The sequence below is a fragment of the Erwinia sp. S38 genome (genome assembly GCF_016624545.1).
Lineage (GTDB): Bacteria > Pseudomonadota > Gammaproteobacteria > Enterobacterales > Enterobacteriaceae > Erwinia > Erwinia coffeiphila.
In genome coordinates, this window is the sequence record NZ_JACVTS010000002.1 from 277,274 (window position 1) to 294,523 (window position 17,250).

Here is a 17,250-nt window from a genome sequence, read left to right on the forward strand (position 1 = left end):
ACCGCTGCGGGCGCGGCATTTTAAAGAAAACCCGACCCGGAGGGGCTGCTGCCGCGAAAAATGGCGGCCATTATAATGGAAAACGGCGCACAGGATAAGTGCTGTCGAGAGGGCAAAGCGGCAGAAAAACGGCAAGATGCGTTCATCCCGGCTTTAGCGGTCAACAAAACAACGGTCACCGCGTTTAGGCGAAGAATCTTCGTGCTGAAATATCGTCATTCGCCTCAGTCGATGACATACACGTTAACAAATTCCCCCACGCTCCCGACACAGTTATCGTCGCGTCACAGGGACATTGCTTTGTATTCTCTCTGGTTTCCCCCACTCTTCCGGAGAATTACGATGTTTAAACTTAACCCACAGACTACCGCGCTGGTACTTATCGATCTTCAGGAAGGCATTCTGCCCTTCGCCGGAGGCCCGCATACTGCCGGTGATGTGGTGAAAAAAGCCGCCGTGCTGGCTGAAAAGTTCCGCGCGCTGAACGCACCGGTCGTGCTGGTGCGCGTTGGCTGGTCGGCCGATTTTGCCGAAGCGCTGAAGCAGCCGGTGGATGCCGCTCACCCAGGCGGCGCGCTGCCGGAAAACTGGTGGACCTTCCCGTCTGAGCTGGGCGCACAGCCTGATGACATTCAGGTGACCAAACGCCAGTGGGGCGCATTCTACGGCACCGATCTTGAACTCCAGCTGCGTCGTCGCGGTATCGATACCATCGTGCTGGGCGGTATCTCCACCAATATCGGCGTGGAATCTACCGCACGTAACGCCTGGGAGCTGGGCTTCAATCTGGTGATCGCTGAAGACATTTGTAGCGCAGGCAGCAGCGAGCAGCACCGCAGCAGTGTTGAATGGATCTTCCCGCGTATCGCCCGCGTACGCCAGTCTGATGAAGTGATCGCCGCACTGTAAAAAAACCAGGGCCGGAGGGACCCGGTCCTGCCAGATTTGCACTCCGCCCGCCGCACCGCTACAGTCGCTCAATCAAAATGTAACAGGATTTATGATGACGCCGCTCTATCTTGGGCTGCCGCAGTGGCAGCATCCGCAGTGGAAAAAGCTGGGTATGTCTACGCTGGAAGATTACGCCCGCTATTTTAACTGCGTGGAGGGAAATACCACGCTGTACGCCCTGCCGCGCCCGGAGGTGGTTCAACGCTGGCGCGCAATGACTCATGATGATTTCCGCTTCTGTTTTAAGTTTCCCGCCACCATCAGCCATCAGGCGGCGCTCAGGCAGTGCGGTGACCTGACCGCGGAATTCTTTGCGCTGATGGAACCGTTGGCCGGCCGCCTGGGTCAGTACTGGCTACAGCTGCCCGCCGCCTTCTCGCCTGCCGATTTGCCCGCACTGTGGGCCTTCCTGGATTCGCTGCCTACGGAGTTTCATTACGGCGTGGAGGTGCGGCATGCGGAATTTTTTGCCAAAGGTGACGCTGAACGTGCGCTGAACCGGGGGCTGCATCAGCGCGGCGTCAACCGGGTGATTCTGGATACCCGAGCGGTGCATGCGGCGAAGCCTACAACCCCTGCTATCGTTGACGCACAGCGGAAAAAACCGAAGCTCCCGGTTCACGCGGTGATCACTGCCAGCGAGCCCATGATCCGCTTTATCGGCGGCGACAATCCGCAGGCGAATCTGCACGACTTCCGCGCCTGGCTTTCCCGCCTGCCCGAATGGTGCCAAACCACCCGTCCGTGGCTGTTTATTCACACTCCGGATATTGCCTTCGCCCCGGAACTGGTGCGCTATCTCTGGCCCGATCTACAAAAAGCGCTGCCGCAGCTGGGGGATGTTCCCGACTGGCCGCAGCAGGAAACGTTATTCTGAGCAATCGGATAGCGGACGGGAAGACAGTCTTAAGATTGCCCGCTATGATAGCCGCAAGATAATTCTTACATCATGGAGTGAGTCATGGTCAGCGCTCTCTACGTCGTTTTTGGCGCGTTGTTGATTATTAAATTTTCACTGGATGTGGTGCGATTGCGCAGGCAGTACCGCATTTCGATTGGCGACGGCGGAGTCTCGGATTTACAGCTGGCTATTCGCATTCACGGTAACGCCGTGGAGTACATTCCGCTGGCGGTGCTGCTGCTGGTCGTGATGGAGATGAACGGCGCTGATATCTGGCTGATCCATCTGCTGGGGCTGTTTTTCTTCTTTGGCCGCCTGCTGCATGCCTGGGGACTACGCAGCCGTACGATGCTGTGGCGCCGCAATGGCATGATCCTGACCTTACTGACTCTGCTGGTGATGATTATCGTCAATCTGATCTTCCTGCCGTGGGATCTGGTACTGACTCTGCATTAACGATTTAACACGCCGCTGGCAGAAAAGATGCAGCCCGCATCGCTTTCTGCCAGAATATGCGCTTTCCGTTAGCTTCCTCCGGACTTACCACTATGACTAACCGCGATACGCTGTTCTCAGCGCCCGTTGCCAAACTCGGCGACTGGACCTTTGACGAACGCGTTGCTGAAGTCTTTCCAGACATGATTCAGCGTTCCGTTCCCGGCTACTCCAACATTATTTCGATGATTGGCATGTTGGCCGAGCGATTTGTTCAGCCCGACTCCCACGTCTACGATCTGGGCTGCTCGCTGGGCGCTGCCACGCTGTCAGTACGGCGTAATATTCAGGTTCCCGGCTGCAAAATTATTGCCGTCGACAACTCCCCGGCGATGGTTGAGCGTTGCCGCCGCCATATCGATGCTTTCCGCGCCGATACGCCGGTTGAGGTGATTGAAGCCGATATCCGCCAGATCCCGCTAGAAAATGCCTCGCTGGTGGTGCTGAATTTCACCCTGCAGTTCCTGGCACCGGAAGAGCGCCAGCAGCTGTTAAACACCATTTATCAGGGGCTGAAGCCCGGCGGTGCGCTGGTGCTGTCGGAGAAGTTCAGCTTTGAAGATGCCGACGTCGGCGAACTGCTGTTCAACATGCATCACGACTTCAAACGCGCCAACGGCTACAGCGAACTGGAAATCAGCCAGAAGCGCAGCATGCTGGAAAACGTCATGCTGACCGACAGCGTGGAAACCCATAAAGCGCGCCTGCGTCAGGCCGGTTTCCAGCACGCCGAAGTCTGGTTCCAGTGCTTTAACTTTGGCTCGCTGGTCGCACTGAAGGCGGGTGATGCCTGATGGATTTCGGAAATTTTTATCAGCTTATCGCCAAAGGCCCGCTGGCACCGTGGCTGGAAACCCTGCCCGCGCAGATCGCCGCCTGGCAACGCGAGTCGCTGCACGGCCACTTTAAAAACTGGGATCGCTCGGTTGAGTATCTGCCTTCGCTGACGCCGGAAACGCTGGATCTGTTGCACAGCGTCAGCGCCGACAGCAGTCAGCTGACCGAGCGCCAGCGCGGTGGAATTGAAAAGCTGCTGCGCAATCTGATGCCGTGGCGCAAAGGCCCGTACTCGCTGTACGGCGTGAATATTGATACCGAATGGCGTTCGGACTGGAAGTGGGAGCGCGTATTGCCGCATATTTCCCCACTGGCCGGCCGCACGGTGCTGGACGTCGGCTGCGGCAGCGGCTACCACATGTGGCGCATGATTGGTGCCGGCGCACATCTGGTGGTCGGCATCGACCCGATGCAGCTGTTCCTCTGCCAGTTCGAGGCGGTGCGCAAGCTGCTGGGTGGCGATCAGCGCGCGCACCTGTTGCCGCTCGGTATCGAACAGCTCCCCGAGCTGAAGGCGTTTGATACCGTGTTTTCAATGGGCGTGCTGTACCATCGCCGATCTCCACTCGATCATCTCTATCAGCTGAAAAACCAGCTGGTCAGCGGCGGCGAGCTGGTGCTGGAAACGCTGGTGATTGAAGGCGATGACCAGCAGGTTCTGGTTCCCGGTGAACGCTATGCTCAGATGCGTAACGTCTACTTCATTCCGACCACCGGCGCGTTGAAAAACTGGCTGGAAAAGTGCGGTTTTACTGACGTGCGCATTGCCGATTATTCGGTAACCAGTACCGACGAACAGCGCCGCACCAGCTGGATGACCAGCGAATCGCTGGCCGAGTTCCTCGACCCGAACGATCCCACCAAAACCGTTGAAGGCTATCCGGCTCCGCTGCGCGCGGTGCTGGTGGCGACTAAGCCCTGATTTGCGGTTAGCAGACAGGCCCTCGGGCCTGTCTCAGCACGCAGCATCGTTTTCGGCAATCCCTTCCCGCATTGACTCTGATCTGGCTCAATGCGAATGATAACTTTATCGGAAAGCACATTTTTCAATAACATTACGATTGCCAAAACGTTACGGTAGTGGACAGAAACAATTTCATTCACCTGAACGGAGTATCTGGTATGAGTAAATTTGTTTTTTCTTCCCCGCGTAAATATATCCAGGGCGCAGGCATGATTACCCAGCTGGGTGAGAATCTTGCCGACCTCGGCAGCAGCGCGTTTATCGTCGCCGATAAGATTGTCTGGGGGCTGATTGGCAAGCAGGTTCGGGAATCCCTGACCGCCAGCCATGTGGAGTTTCACTATGAAGAGTTCAACGGCGAAGCCTCCAGCAACGAAATCACCCGCCTCGCCAAACTGGCTAAAAGCAGCGGCACCGCCGTGGTCGTCGGTCTTGGCGGCGGTAAAACCCTCGATACCGTGAAAGCCGTCGCTGATGAGTTGAAACAGCCCGTCGCCATTGTGCCCACCGTCGCCTCTACAGACGCGCCGTGCAGCGCGCTGTCGGTCATCTACTCCGACAGTGGCGTATTCGAAAGCTACCGTTTTTACAGTAAAAACCCGGATCTGGTGCTGATAGATACCCAGGTCTGTGCACGTGCGCCGGTGCGCCTGTTCGCATCCGGTATTGCGGATGGTCTGGCCACCTGGGTTGAAGCACAGGCGGTCAAGCGCTCGCACAGCAAATCCATGGTGAACGGCGATCCGACCATTGCCGGCCTGGCGATTGCGGAAGCCTGTGAGAAAACGCTGCTGACCTACGGCCTGAGCGCCTATGAAGCGGTAGCGAAACAGCTGGTGACGCCTGCAGTGGAAGCGGTGGTAGAAGCCAACACCCTGCTGTCCGGTCTGGGCTTTGAAAATGCGGGTCTGGCGGGGGCGCATGCCATCCACAACGGCTTCACCGCCGTTGACGGTGATATTCACCATCTGACGCACGGTGAGAAAGTCGCCTACGGCACGCTGACCCAGATGGTGCTGGAACAGCGCCCTGATGAAGAGATTGCGCGCTACGTGCGCTTCTATCGCGCCATTAAAATGCCGACCACGCTAAAAGAGCTGCATCTGGAAAATGCCAGCTGGGAAAGCCTGTTAAAAATCGGTGAGCTGGCCAACAGCGACGGCGATACGCTGAAAAATCTTAACCCGAACCTCAGCGCCGAAGATATCGCCAACGCCATCCTGGCCGTTGATACGTTCAGCCAGTCGGTGAAATAATCCCGCCCGGGACCGGCCCTACGGCTGGTCCCAGTATTCATAACGGCTGGCGGCGGCGATATTGCGCCGGAACATACCCACCGCCGACACTTCCATCTCCCGTGAATAGCTCAACGTGCAGTTTCCACGCTCGTCCCACAGCTGGCATTCGTCCTGCGTTGTCGTGGCGCTGAACGGGTTATATTCGCGGATATTGACCCCCAGCTCACGGCCCTGCTTATCATAATTCCACTGAATCGTGCTGCGCTCCGATCCTGAGGACAGCAGCTGGTTTTTATCATTCCAGCGATAGAAATATTCGCCGTTGCTGGTGTTGTCTGAGCCACGGGCAACGCTGCGGATCAGCCGATTGCGGCGGTCGTAATCGTTCACGGTCTCCGTGAAGCCCTCCTCCCCCTGCATAACAAACTGCTCGGATGCGCTGGTAATACTGCCGTTACGCCCGGCAAAATAGAGCGTGGTGCCCTGTTTATGGTGCAGTACCGCTTCGGCATCATCACGCAGTGCGAAAACGGTAATTTCGTAGCGCGCCTGCCAGCCAACGCTGACCCGTTCAATTTTCATGTCGAGCTTGAGTCGGGTATTGGCGTCCTGCTTGTCATAGCTGATATCGGCCTGAGTCAGCACGCCGCAGCGATCAAACTTTCCCAGCATGCGCTTTTGCTGATCGACATCTTTACCGAACTCACCAACAATAAACTGCTTCATCGGCCCTTTTGCAGTACCGCCCAGCAGCAGCAGATTATTGTTATCGTTGATCTGCTGCTGATTAACCGCGCAGCGGGGAGGCTGAACTTTCGCTTTGTTTGTCGCCGCAGCGGCCGTTTGAATAACCAGTAAACCTGACATTAAGACCAGGACACAGCTCGTCTTCCTCGTTCTCATCACGACTCTCGCAACAGTCTGAAAATCCATAGGGATAAGTGTATAAGCAACCGCCTTATGTCGGCATTGCCATGATGCTTAAACGGCAAAAAAAACCCCAACAAATCATGCTGGGGTCTGGTACTTGCAAACATCACGTCAGGGTTCGGCGTGCTGCGCGGCAAAATCTTTTGTCATCAGGCGACTCGTATTGGTGAACCCAGAGTAATAACGCTTTTCATCGCTTCCACCACGTCCCCGTCAACCACGCTACGGCTAAACTCATCGTTTTCAGCCTCGGAACACATGGAGACTCCGGCCTTACGGTAGCGCATTGGAGATGAAATTCGCTGGCTGGCGGAGCTGTGTAATTCCGTAATACCCGCATCAATAAACTTCTGGAGATTGCTTAAGCGCACTCCCGCACCTGCCATAATTTTTGGACCGCGAGTAATACGAGTTAGTTCCCTTAATAACGGCAATCCGCTTTCGGCACTCTGCTGCTGACCAGAAGTCAGTATCCTCGCCACACCCAAATCCGTTAGCTGTTCCAGCGCCATCAGCGGGCTGTGGCAGAGATCGAATGCGCGGTGGAAGGTCACCTCCATGCCGGCGCACAAAGGCATTATTTGCAACATGCGCGGAAGATCGATATGGCCATCCAGGTCTAAAAGGCCAACCACTACGCCGGGGAATCCCAGCTCACGAACAAAAGCGATATCCGACTTAATTTGCTCAAATTCGGTGACACTGTAACAAAAATCCCCACTCCGCGGACGGACGATCGGATGAACCGGTATGGACACGTGCTCTCTGGCGGCCATCAGTGTTCCCGCAGACGGCGTTAATCCGCCTTCAGCAGGTGAGGCGCAAAGCTCAATTCGATCGGCACCGGCTTGCTCCGCCACCCGTGCGCAATCCACCCCATAGCAGCATACTTCCAGTTTTTGCATTCCATTCTCCTGTTAATTACTGCTGGCTGGTTGTTTATTCACAGACAGATCTCTAGTCTGATTAGTGATAAAAATGAGCACACCGTAACAACCCGTCAACCCGCTACAATAGCCAGCCTGCGAAATGTACGCGCCACTCCTTCAGCTATTTTATGACGTTTTGTGTCAGCCCTCTGGCACAAATTTGTCACACCTCGGCCCAACTCACACTTCATGTTAGTTAATGCTTATGAAACTCGAAGGTAGTCACATCGTTGAACGAAAAAGCTCACAACCTCTAAATTTTCTGCTGCCTTGTGTAGGTGCTCAAAGTGCTGAACCTTGGGGCCATGCTTTGTATTGAACTTTGACACCAAGGACTGAAGTTGTTCATGCATACCTGCTCGCAGGTCATATAGTTTTGAAACTAACTGCAAGTATGTGCCATTTGCTGGCTCAAGCCGGCCATCATGGGCGCATCAACCACCTTAAGAGATTGTCGGATCATGCTCGGCACGTTTTCCATAGTTGACACAGGGGTTTGGTAAATTGTAAAACATTAATACCAGTTATTTCTGGTACTTAGCTACGCTTACAAACAAATAACAAACATCAGTTTTTTCATGTAGTTAAGTAAAGCAAACAAATCAGCATCAGGGCTGATAAAACTGGAGCATTCACAACAGGGATGTTCAATTCATAAGCATAGTTGGTGAAAAAATGGATCTTTATGACTGGCTTTACGCGATAGGTGTGACTTTGTTAAGTATCTGTTGCATAGGAATTTATGCAAGATTTGATAGAGTTTTTTACAAGGGTAAATCGAAAAAGAGATAGCTATGAAAATTGGATACTTATTTCCTGCTGCTTGTGGGATTGCCGGGATAATTCTTCTTATTTGGTTTATAGCCAGCGGAGCCTGGATGCCTGGTGCTTAGTGAAAGACAGCCAAAGACTAAATTGAATTTCATTAAATATTTTTATAAATCCACTGTGCCATCAGGCTGATGTGGATGTATGATGCCATCTCAGCTTTTAGCTGATATGGACCCCTTATTTTTTTATTGTTCAAATTTATGCCCGAGTAACGCGGGCTTTTTTGTAAAAAAATTGATTGAAATAATTGATGTTATCGATTTAATTTTTTCTTGCCAGATTATTACACATTTATTGATTTATACTATTCTTTAATTTGACGCCATGCGTCACTCTCCTCTAACTCCTTTGCTTTATTAGCCTTTTACTGCCCGTACTTATGCGGGCTTTATTAGCCTTTTACTGCCCGTACTTATGCGGGCTTTTTTTTATGGAAATTAGTAGGCTCAGTAGAGAGTGAATCAAAGAACGCAGGGGGGAGAATTCAAAGGGGAACAGAATGCTATCAAGGAGTTTATTAAAAATAATATGCATAAGCCCAGGTTCACGACAACTTATGCAAAAAACATCTTAAGTTAATTCGCGACCCAGGAAAATGGCCTGTACAACACGGCTCAGGCCAAGAATATCAACGAGAAGTTGATGTGGTGGTAGTTGTGGAAGTACCGGTATTAGAACCATTACCACCGCTACCAGCAGCGCCAATAGCAATACCAGCCAGCGCAGCTACCGCACCAACACCGATCGCATCAGTAGCACCTTGTGAGAGTCCGAAAGCACCCTCACCAGCTGCCCCACCTTCTACCGGTGCAGCTTGCACACCAGCAGCAAGTGAAGACAGTACCAAAAATACTGCAATTTTTGCCTTCATGAATCTGCCTCTCAATTACTCAATACTTAAAGACCAAACATTCCATCCAGGAAAGTGCAAAGATAATTTAGCATATGAATTTTATATTTCAATATCATTTAGCAGGGGGTTAAGAAAAATATTATCGCCGTGGGATTTGCAATTGAATGAATCGAAACGAGTTAGAAAACTGAACGTCCGCAAAGCTTATGATTTTATTAGCATTGTTTAAATTATGAAATTTTGGTTATCTAAACTTCGCCTACTTTCATTAGCGCTCTTTACAAAAAAAAAGAACAAGAACTTCTGAGCTTATTAAGCTTAATAACTTCCAATAAAATCCAATAAAGGATAAGTATGCTGTCTAACCATATGAATTATAATTAAATAAATAATAGCAACACTAAGAATTCATAGTCAGTACTCTGCATGGTTACTTCATTCACAAATCTTGGCCAAACTTCCAAATCAAAAATGTCCGGTATAGATATCTTTTTAGAGGTTGTTTACCCTTTTAAGGGGAAGGATGCATTGATAACTTACTCAAAAATGGCACCTCTATTTTAGCGACCAGTGATACTCGAGTACTACCTGCTTTGATAATCAGAATAGTGCAAACTACGCGCCGGCCACCAGGCTCATGAACGATGCTGTTTCTGAAAGCGATGGGGATTTCGTAGTAGCGCGGCATTATGCCCTCCCGTCAAAAAATACTGTATATAAGAACAGCATTATGATTTTTGGGGAGGGATCACGTGTTATTCCTGACTTATGCACGACTGGCCATGATTTCCTTTCCCACAGCGATGGCTGACTTACGCTGGGCTGGTGTCATATATCCATCATAAACCGAGAAAAATCCGACAGAACCGTCGCACGTTCCGCCTGAAACCCCCTGCCCCATAAGCATCGGGATAGCCCAACGTGTGATATTAATGGGGGAGGTGAACTCGTTCGGAACGACATCGCCGTGCTGATTCTCAATCCGTAATGACGCTGATGACAGAGTGATACACAGGATGTTCCATTCGTTTTCGACAAAAGTCGGCGATCGGTAACTTACTCCGGTCCCTGACGGATAGACAACCTGTACACGTACCGCTCTGTCATTCGGTGAAAAATCGATGCAGAAACCGCTTCCACTTCCCGCTGTCACGTTCCTGCAGTCAAGGAATGTCGAGAAAGCGTCGTATGTATTTGGCTTCACTGCGCACAGCACAGAGACAGCATCTTTGCTTGCGATGAAATCCGTACTGCCCCCACCCCCTGTGCGCGTAAAATCCAGCCCGTAATTCCTGATGACACCCCCTCCTTTTGTGGCCTTCCAGCCATGCCCGCTGTTATCAAGCGGGTTTAACAAATCAAAGGCAGCCAGGCACGGCAGCGGGATATCATCCACCAGCCGTGAGTTTACAACGACGAAATCATGATCCCACGATGTAAGCGGGATGAATTTATTACTGACAAGGCGAAGGCCAGACATTTATATACCTCAGGATCAGAAAAATACAGAAGAGGGGATATTCGGTGCTTTAGACGTGTCGCCACGATTTTCATTAGATGCGCCACGAAGACTACCGTTGTAAGTTGCACCACCAGCCGGATTGAGCCAGGTGCAGCCAACGGCAACAGCGTGCGCGCTGTCAAAATAAAGATTGCCGGCCAGATTCGGCATCAACTGAATATCTGAACCGTTAATGCGCATTCGACTTTCTGCGTTACCGTTCAGGTATCGGGCAAGCGAGCCACCTGTAACGTGAACGGTACTGATTGCACCGCGAGTATCAACAACCGCATTAGGGCAGTTATCCAGCGTAATTTTGGGTATCCATGAATACGGGGATGTTTTGTATTCATCCGTCCAGTTTGCTGAAGTTCCCGGCAACCACACCGTGTTGTTGGTATCTAACTCTACGGTGGGATTATTAATTACACTGACAATATCGCGGCCGATAACTTCTGCGTTAGTTCCGTCCGGGCGTTTTTTACGGCGGGAGCCGAACGTATTTTTATACAAATCATCGGCAAAACGGATCAGGTTCATATGAACATTGTATTCAGTCGGCACGTTGATTGCTGTCATGCCTTCAACACTGATCATCTCCGGCAGGTACGTCTTATACCCGGTGGTTGCGGTATCGATACGCTCACTGCGAACAAAACGAACAGCCGTGAAACTGAAGTTCCCTGGCGTCGCAGCAAAGTTAAGGGCGTTCTGGCAGTCAACCACGACATTCTTAACCGAGATCCGGTTAAAGCATTTGGTATCGTGGCGGTCATTCGTTGTTTGCGTACCTACCGGGCGAACTATGTCATAACCGATGGTGGAGGCAGTAAACGGAATATCCGTTGTGTCGAACTTAATAAGCAGCCCGTCAATTTCTAATACGCCGTCACAGTCGCAGGCATAATCTTCCCGTGCCTGCACCAGATAGTTTTGTTTTGCTTCGCCGCGGGTATTCTGACTGTTAACCGGAATAATGTGCGTCAGGTCTTTAAACTTCCAGACCCCTCCGCCGTGCGCATTAATACCATTGCCTTTCAGCGTGACATTATATCCGCGAACGTTATACCCGAAAGTATGCCAGTCGATGCGGTTCATCATGCAGTCGCGGAACGTGATTTCCTTGGTGCCGTGATGACCGTTGACACCCCAGCCATACATGCCCGTGAAGTCACGAACCTGCATGTTAATGCAGTCGCGGAAGGACAGCACGTAAGCCCCCGCATACTGGAATGATCCATCGCACTGACCGCCTTTGTATTTAACATCGAACACCTCGTGCGCGGAAATCTTCACCCAGGCAGGTGCTGAGCCGTAGGCATCTGTGCGCAGCGACATTTCCCCGATAATGGTCATCGGACGGTAAATTTCGATGTTGTAAAACCGCCGACTGTTGCCGGACTCATGGAAGTGCGGCGGCTCGAAAGTAAGATAGCTGTCTTCCTTCGGAACGATAAACGCCTCTGCCACCGACCCGTCAGGGATGTTCTCCACCATCATATCCGTCAGCGCGCCGTTCTTGCCGATACGGGCGAAATCACGGTACAGCACCTGCTGGCGCGGCACATCGACAAGCCCGTTACGGGAGTACTTGACCGCACTGGAGCGCACGAACAGCAGCCCGCCGCGATACGGATACAGGTCCGGCATAGGGAGCTGGCAGCTTCCCGCTTTCAGATACTTTGCATAGGTGGTGTTCAGCGCAGTAATCTGCGCAGCTGTCAGCGGAATACGCGCTTTCCGGCTGCGGATGATGAACATACGCACCGGCTCCGGCGCATCATCATCCAGTCCGGGAATGGGGCCCCAGCGATCCTCTGCAACCCCGGAGATATCCGTGGTAACAATGGTCGAACCGTTCAGATTTGTGTAGGTATAAACATTCCACTCGGTGTTTTTCCACAAAAAGACGCCGTCATTCTGCCTGACCGGAATATTCATCTTTTTGGCAAAATCAAAACAGGCGGCAATCCGGTCATCCGCAGGTGTCTGGTCAGCCATGAGCGCGGCAGCGCCAGCGCGGTCGCCGGTAGCGGCTTTGACAGCGAATGCCAGATAAGTGGCACCGGGCACGCGTGGCGCACCGAACATATCCCACGACACATAATCGGCCTGTCTGATCCAGCGCCGCCCCAGCACATCAACCAGACAGCCGCCGTTATCGTCAGGCGAGCTCGTGTCGCTGGCATCCACAACAAAACGACCGGCAATACGGTTACCCACAACGTCTTTGACCGTCGCAGGACCACTGTACTGGCGGATAGCGTCGTAGGTCGCCGCCGTATCGCCGGGAATGATTTCACCCGACTGCCCGCCGCTGCTCCCTCCGCCGCCGAAACCAACTACGGTGCCATCATCTTTTACGCCCGCAATAACCAGGCCATTTGTGGAATGAATTACGAATGCCCAGCCCGGAGGAGCATTATTATCAATTGCATTACCTGAGAAAGTTAACCCACTGTCGCCAGTCTGGAGGGAAACAACTTCTGTCAGCTCGGTTTTAAGATCTTCCCGAATGCGAAAAACCCGAAGACCGTTGTTCGTTGCAATATCAAACACAGAATCTTCAGTCTCATCCAGCGACTCAGTTTTCTTAATTAGCCCGGTTACATCAGAAGAAATCGCTTCAACTTTATCGGAGCTTACAACTGATGTGATTTCGACAGCAGCATCATCAATATTTCGATAATAAACAAAAGCGATATCATCGCCTGAGCCGATTATTTTTCTGAAGTATTGCCCGTTAGATGTCGCAGCCAGGCCGGAAGCCTCATCAGGAACAGTGATAACTCCGGCGCTGTCTAGCGATGATACAATTTCATCAAACCCGCTCTCAATTGCAGCCCATGTCTTCCGGGATGTCCCTTTGCGATCTGTATAACTTTTTTCCGGAGAGCTGACTATCAGATCCATTTTTTCCGCATTGAACTTTAAGTCCTGCGGCGCGGTGCTTGGAACCGGGTTATTAGTCGGGATGGTCGCCATAATTATTCCAATAAAAAACCCGGCGCGGTGGCCGGGTTGTTGGTAGATGAAAGCTGTTAGGGATAAATCAGATCGCTGTACTCGGACAGCGTGAAAGCGGTCGTTCCGTCGCTGTTTGGCTTCTTCTCATCGACACGCCACAGAGTGGCGTCCATTTCCTCCTGAGTGGCGATGACATAGCGCGACGGCGACTGAACCTCGTATCCGTCCCAGATATTCAGTGCGATGGCCGGCAGAGCCGCGGTGAAGCCGAAACGCGTATCCGCCCGGACGGTTGCCGGGTAGCGCGCCGACGTCCTGCCCAGGCTGTCAGTAACCGTGACAAACATCGCGCCGGCGAAGTCGATAGCCTCGCTGGTATCGAAGTTATTGCCGGTGCGCTTCACGATGTATCCGGACTGCTGATTGACGTCGTACGTGTCCGGCACCTGCACAACATCACCGACAGAAACATACTGCCCGTCGGCCAGAGTGGTGCAGGTCATCTTCCCGCGGGAGTAGACGAGCCGGTTCACTTCCAGCAGCGCCCTGTCGCGCGCCTGGTACTCATTACGGCAGCCAAGCAGCTTAATCTTCAGCGGCGACTCAGCGGCCTGTTCAGTGATGCCGGTTGCGGTGATCCGGTAGCGGATATACGTCTTCTTGTTCGTTACCGGGCTGACATACTCAATTTCCACCCCGTCATAGCCACCGGGCATGGTCATTTCGTACGTGATTTTGTACTCGTCGGAGGTCATGTTCGATCGGTTGAACGTCGTGGCGGGATACAGCACGCGCTCATCGCGCACGAAAGACAGCACGCCATCTTCCCAGAACGCTATCACCCTAGCCGCATCACAGATGCTCTGCGCCCTGCTGCCCAGCGATATATCCTCGTCGTCAAACGTGTAATCGAAATATCCCAGGGGCGCATCCGGGAGGCTGGCGGCGATCTCATAGAGGCCGTACAGGTCGATGGTGCCGGGTGCCTCTTTGCCGATCACCAGCCACTCATGCGCCAGCGCATCGGCGAACGAGCGTGACGGACGCAGCGTGTAATCAACCTGGCGCGTCGTCATGTTGTAGCTGATGGTGTGCCGGGTGATCAGCGCGTTGTATTTGCGCTCACGAACGCCGGTGGCTTGCTCTGTCGCGCGGATGGTGACACGTACCAGCGTATCGTCCGGATGGACCTCGTTAGTGCGTATGCGTACAGAGTGAATTTCTGTCAGCTGCAGCACGCTGGTATCGTTGCTGTTGTTCGTGCGGACAATCTGCACCGCATAGCGGCCATAGCCTGCCGCCGGCGTTATCTTGTCGGTGCGATACAACGTGTCGCTGCCGCCGCTGCTGTTCGACAGGCCGCCGCTGAAGGTCTGAACGGTGCCGGGTATCTGATTATTGTCATCGTCAATTTTCCAGATGGTGCCGGTGTAGTTCGCCCAGTTGTCATTCGCCAATTGGGCCTGAAAATGCACCCACAGCTGGTCGCCCTCGAGCGGCGCGAAGAACGGGCCGCTCACCAGTGGCTGATTGTCGTTCAGTACAAATTTGGTGGTGTTGATCGTCGCATCAGCCGGGATATCCTGCGCATCACCGCCGCTGAGCGCGTCGAAATAGAAAGTGTAATACCGTTCAGGATCCACAAGCTCGCCGTCATCAGTCAGCGTTGCGTTGAACAGATTGGCGTTCAGCGTTACGTCACGTGTCACACTGCCGCTGGCCGTGTTGTAGGTCACGTTGATAACGAACGTCACGGCGTGCGGGAATGCCAGGCTGTAGAAGTAATCGAACTCGACCTGCTTGAGGATCTTCATCGCTATCTCACCGCCAGCCAGCTCGCCGGAAATAACGGTCGTGGCGGTGGCGGTATAAGCCGGGAAGTCTTCACTTTCATTCGGTCCGGGAAGCTCCTGCCCGTCCACGTCGTCGAACTCGAACCCTTCATAAATCACCGGTATCACCTGTCCTGGTTCGAATACCTGATAGCTGGCCCCGGCCAGTGAGCCGAGGTTCGATTCTGAGTAGCGCACGCTGTCCACGGTGTAGCGCCCGATCCCGAAATTCATCCACTCGGTGACGTATTTCACGTTGTCGATAAACTCGAATATCGACTCCTGAATCAGGTCCGGATACGAACGCACCTGGCCGTAAACGTCTGGCCTGGCCTGATAGGTTCGGGCCACATTGGTCTGCCCGGTCAGCTTGTTGTTCGGGCTTTCTTTGCTGTTGTTATCCGCGACAAAGAACGACGACTTCGGCGCGAGAAAGGAGAAGATTTTAGAGATGACTTTGAATACCGGATTAAGCACCTGGCCGATCACGCCCTTTGGCTGATCGAACACCTGCACCCGATCGCTATCTACCAGCGCAAATCCCACCTCATCGTCCAGCCCCAGTTCGCGGCCATTCACGACGACAACCACATCCGCGTGAATGTCGGCGCTGAGCAGCCAGTCGGCCAGCACGGTACCGGTCGGAACGTCGATCCGTTCCTTCGGCGCGCCGGGCACCCGCTGCAGTTCAATTACCGGCATAAATCATGTACTCCAGTTTTGTGAAAACCTTCTCGACCGCTGACAGGCGATCGCTGCGCACTGCGCCATTTTCTCCGCGGCTGTGCAGCGCCCTGCCATCGATGATTAAACCGACGTGCGCCTGCTGATTGCCGTCGTAGCCGATGAAGATGCCGCCCTCCTGCGGCACCGGCACCGGCTGCCAGAACACGACCTCCTCACGGAAACAGGTCACGAAGTCGCCGGCAGCTTCGTAGCCCGGCGAGTGGTGGATCTCCACTCCCGCAACGTGCCGGTAGTACAGCACCACCAGCCCCCAGCAGTCGCACGCCTGCAATGAGCAAGCCCGGTTCGACCACGGCACGCCGATCATCGCCCGGGCGAAGTCACTACCCGTTAACCAATCCGGGCCATTCAGCTGGGTCATAGAGAAGCCCTACGTTTTTGTTGAGGGGGTTAGTCATCGACAGAGACACATTCACATCAGACTCATCAAGATTGCAGTCACTCACGTACAGCACCCACGATTTCAGCAGCGTCACCTGATCCGCGTCGTACAGCGCAAACGTGGCGGTTATCGGCGTGATTCGGGAATAGCCGCGCCACGCTTTGAGCTTCTGCTTAAAGTCGCTGGCCATCCGGCTGAATTTCAGGGTGCTGTCGATCACGGGGGTATTGCTCTGCTGGCTTTCCGTCAGTTCGAACCGGCAAGGCTCGAACGTGGTGCCGCCCAGCTGCTTGGCGAAAATCTGGTTATTCACCAGGCGCACATACCCGAACGTTGAGTGATGAAAGGTGATGGTTTCGAACTGAATGCGATTGGGCCTCTGCGCTCTGATTTCGCGCAGTGTTGGCATTATACCTCCGGGATTATTTCGGTTATGACCTCGTCCAGAATACTGCCCCACGGAGGCGGCAGCTCGATCATCAGGTCGCCGTAGTCGTCGTCGGCGTTCGGCAACTTCCGGCAGATAACGTCGCCGGACCAGGTGTATACCGAGCCGCTCTGGCTCCACGTAGGATAAGCAGTAAAATGCAGCTCCAGCACCTCAATCCCGGCGTCGCCCGTTCCGGTACCGACACGCATCGTGAACCACTGGTTGCCGTTGTCGAGGTAGTCCGGGTGGCGCAACCACTGCATAAACACCCGGTGCTGGTACTCGGTGAAAATCCACGTCAGGGAAAACGAAGTTTTCAGGTCGTCGGTGAGTTTCTGGAAGATTGGCGCGCCTACCTGTGGCTGATCGGTGCGAAATCCGGTGTCCGTCTTCGGGTTTTTGTTGGACTTCTGCGCCAGCGGCAGCCAGTCGGGGTATGGGATAGCCATGGTAGCTCCAAAA

The 17,250-nt window shown here is 53.3% G+C and carries 16 protein-coding genes; 7 read left to right on the forward strand and 9 right to left on the reverse strand.

The window, feature by feature from the left end:
- Positions 1–342: 342 nt before the first annotated feature.
- The 6 genes from IBT46_RS03455 (at position 343) to IBT46_RS03480 (ending at position 5,404) form a co-directional block, all read left to right on the forward strand.
- On the forward strand, positions 343–909 hold the full coding sequence (locus tag IBT46_RS03455) for a hydrolase (protein ID WP_200544033.1): 567 nt from the start codon (positions 343–345) through the stop codon (positions 907–909).
- A 94-nt stretch (positions 910–1,003) separates the two neighbouring features.
- Positions 1,004–1,828: a DUF72 domain-containing protein gene (locus tag IBT46_RS03460; protein WP_200544357.1), complete on the forward strand. Its 825-nt coding sequence runs from the start codon at positions 1,004–1,006 to the stop codon at positions 1,826–1,828.
- A gap of 84 nt (positions 1,829–1,912) precedes the next feature.
- Positions 1,913–2,308 (forward strand): MAPEG family protein, encoded by a 396-nt coding sequence (locus IBT46_RS03465; RefSeq protein WP_200544035.1) that lies wholly within the window; start codon positions 1,913–1,915, stop codon positions 2,306–2,308.
- Positions 2,309–2,400: 92 nt separating this feature from the next.
- Entirely contained in the window at positions 2,401–3,141 is a 741-nt protein-coding gene (cmoA, locus tag IBT46_RS03470) for a carboxy-S-adenosyl-L-methionine synthase CmoA (RefSeq protein WP_200544037.1), read from the forward strand.
- On the forward strand, positions 3,141–4,106 hold the full coding sequence (gene cmoB, locus IBT46_RS03475; RefSeq protein ID WP_200544039.1) for a tRNA 5-methoxyuridine(34)/uridine 5-oxyacetic acid(34) synthase CmoB: 966 nt from the start codon (positions 3,141–3,143) through the stop codon (positions 4,104–4,106). Before cmoA ends, cmoB begins: the two co-directional genes overlap by 1 nt.
- Positions 4,107–4,306: 200 nt before the next feature.
- Positions 4,307–5,404: a glycerol dehydrogenase gene (locus IBT46_RS03480; protein WP_200544041.1), complete on the forward strand. Its 1,098-nt coding sequence runs from the start codon at positions 4,307–4,309 to the stop codon at positions 5,402–5,404.
- Between the two features lie 18 nt (positions 5,405–5,422).
- Here IBT46_RS03480 and IBT46_RS03485 read toward each other — a convergent pair whose 3' ends face one another.
- The gene (locus IBT46_RS03485) at positions 5,423–6,253 is read right to left on the reverse strand and encodes a hypothetical protein (protein ID WP_200544043.1); all 831 of its coding nucleotides are present in this window, start codon (positions 6,251–6,253) and stop codon (positions 5,423–5,425) included.
- Between the two features lie 212 nt (positions 6,254–6,465).
- Positions 6,466–7,221: a copper homeostasis protein CutC gene (cutC, locus tag IBT46_RS03490; protein WP_200544045.1), complete on the reverse strand. Its 756-nt coding sequence runs from the start codon at positions 7,219–7,221 to the stop codon at positions 6,466–6,468.
- A gap of 818 nt (positions 7,222–8,039) precedes the next feature.
- On the opposite strand from cutC, the gene IBT46_RS03495 reads away from it, so the two are divergent.
- Positions 8,040–8,138, forward strand: a complete 99-nt coding sequence (locus IBT46_RS03495) for a YoaK family small membrane protein (RefSeq protein ID WP_146114171.1) — start codon at positions 8,040–8,042, stop codon at positions 8,136–8,138.
- A 566-nt stretch (positions 8,139–8,704) separates the two neighbouring features.
- Here the strand turns inward: IBT46_RS03495 and yjbE are convergent.
- The 7 genes from yjbE to IBT46_RS03530 form a co-directional block, all read right to left on the reverse strand.
- On the reverse strand, positions 8,705–8,947 hold the full coding sequence (gene yjbE / locus IBT46_RS03500) for an exopolysaccharide production protein YjbE (protein ID WP_105594275.1): 243 nt from the start codon (positions 8,945–8,947) through the stop codon (positions 8,705–8,707).
- Between the two features lie 748 nt (positions 8,948–9,695).
- A complete protein-coding gene (locus tag IBT46_RS03505) occupies positions 9,696–10,409 on the reverse strand; it encodes a hypothetical protein (RefSeq protein WP_200544047.1) in 714 nt (237 codons plus the stop codon).
- A 15-nt stretch (positions 10,410–10,424) separates the two neighbouring features.
- Positions 10,425–13,415 carry a hypothetical protein gene (locus IBT46_RS27185; protein WP_234479924.1) on the reverse strand — a complete coding sequence of 997 codons (2,991 nt, stop codon included), beginning with the start codon at positions 13,413–13,415 and terminating at the stop codon, positions 10,425–10,427.
- A gap of 56 nt (positions 13,416–13,471) precedes the next feature.
- The gene (locus tag IBT46_RS03515; RefSeq protein ID WP_200544049.1) at positions 13,472–15,931 is read right to left on the reverse strand and encodes a host specificity factor TipJ family phage tail protein; all 2,460 of its coding nucleotides are present in this window, start codon (positions 15,929–15,931) and stop codon (positions 13,472–13,474) included.
- Complete coding sequence (locus IBT46_RS03520; protein WP_200544051.1) at positions 15,918–16,337, reverse strand: NlpC/P60 family protein; 420 nt, start codon at positions 16,335–16,337, stop codon at positions 15,918–15,920. Before IBT46_RS03520 ends, IBT46_RS03515 begins: the two co-directional genes overlap by 14 nt.
- Positions 16,300–16,767, reverse strand: a complete 468-nt coding sequence (locus tag IBT46_RS03525) for a hypothetical protein (protein ID WP_200544053.1) — start codon at positions 16,765–16,767, stop codon at positions 16,300–16,302. Before IBT46_RS03525 ends, IBT46_RS03520 begins: the two co-directional genes overlap by 38 nt.
- Positions 16,767–17,237 (reverse strand): hypothetical protein, encoded by a 471-nt coding sequence (locus tag IBT46_RS03530; protein WP_200544055.1) that lies wholly within the window; start codon positions 17,235–17,237, stop codon positions 16,767–16,769. The genes IBT46_RS03525 and IBT46_RS03530 overlap by 1 nt, the downstream gene beginning before the upstream one ends.
- Positions 17,238–17,250 lie beyond the last annotated feature (13 nt).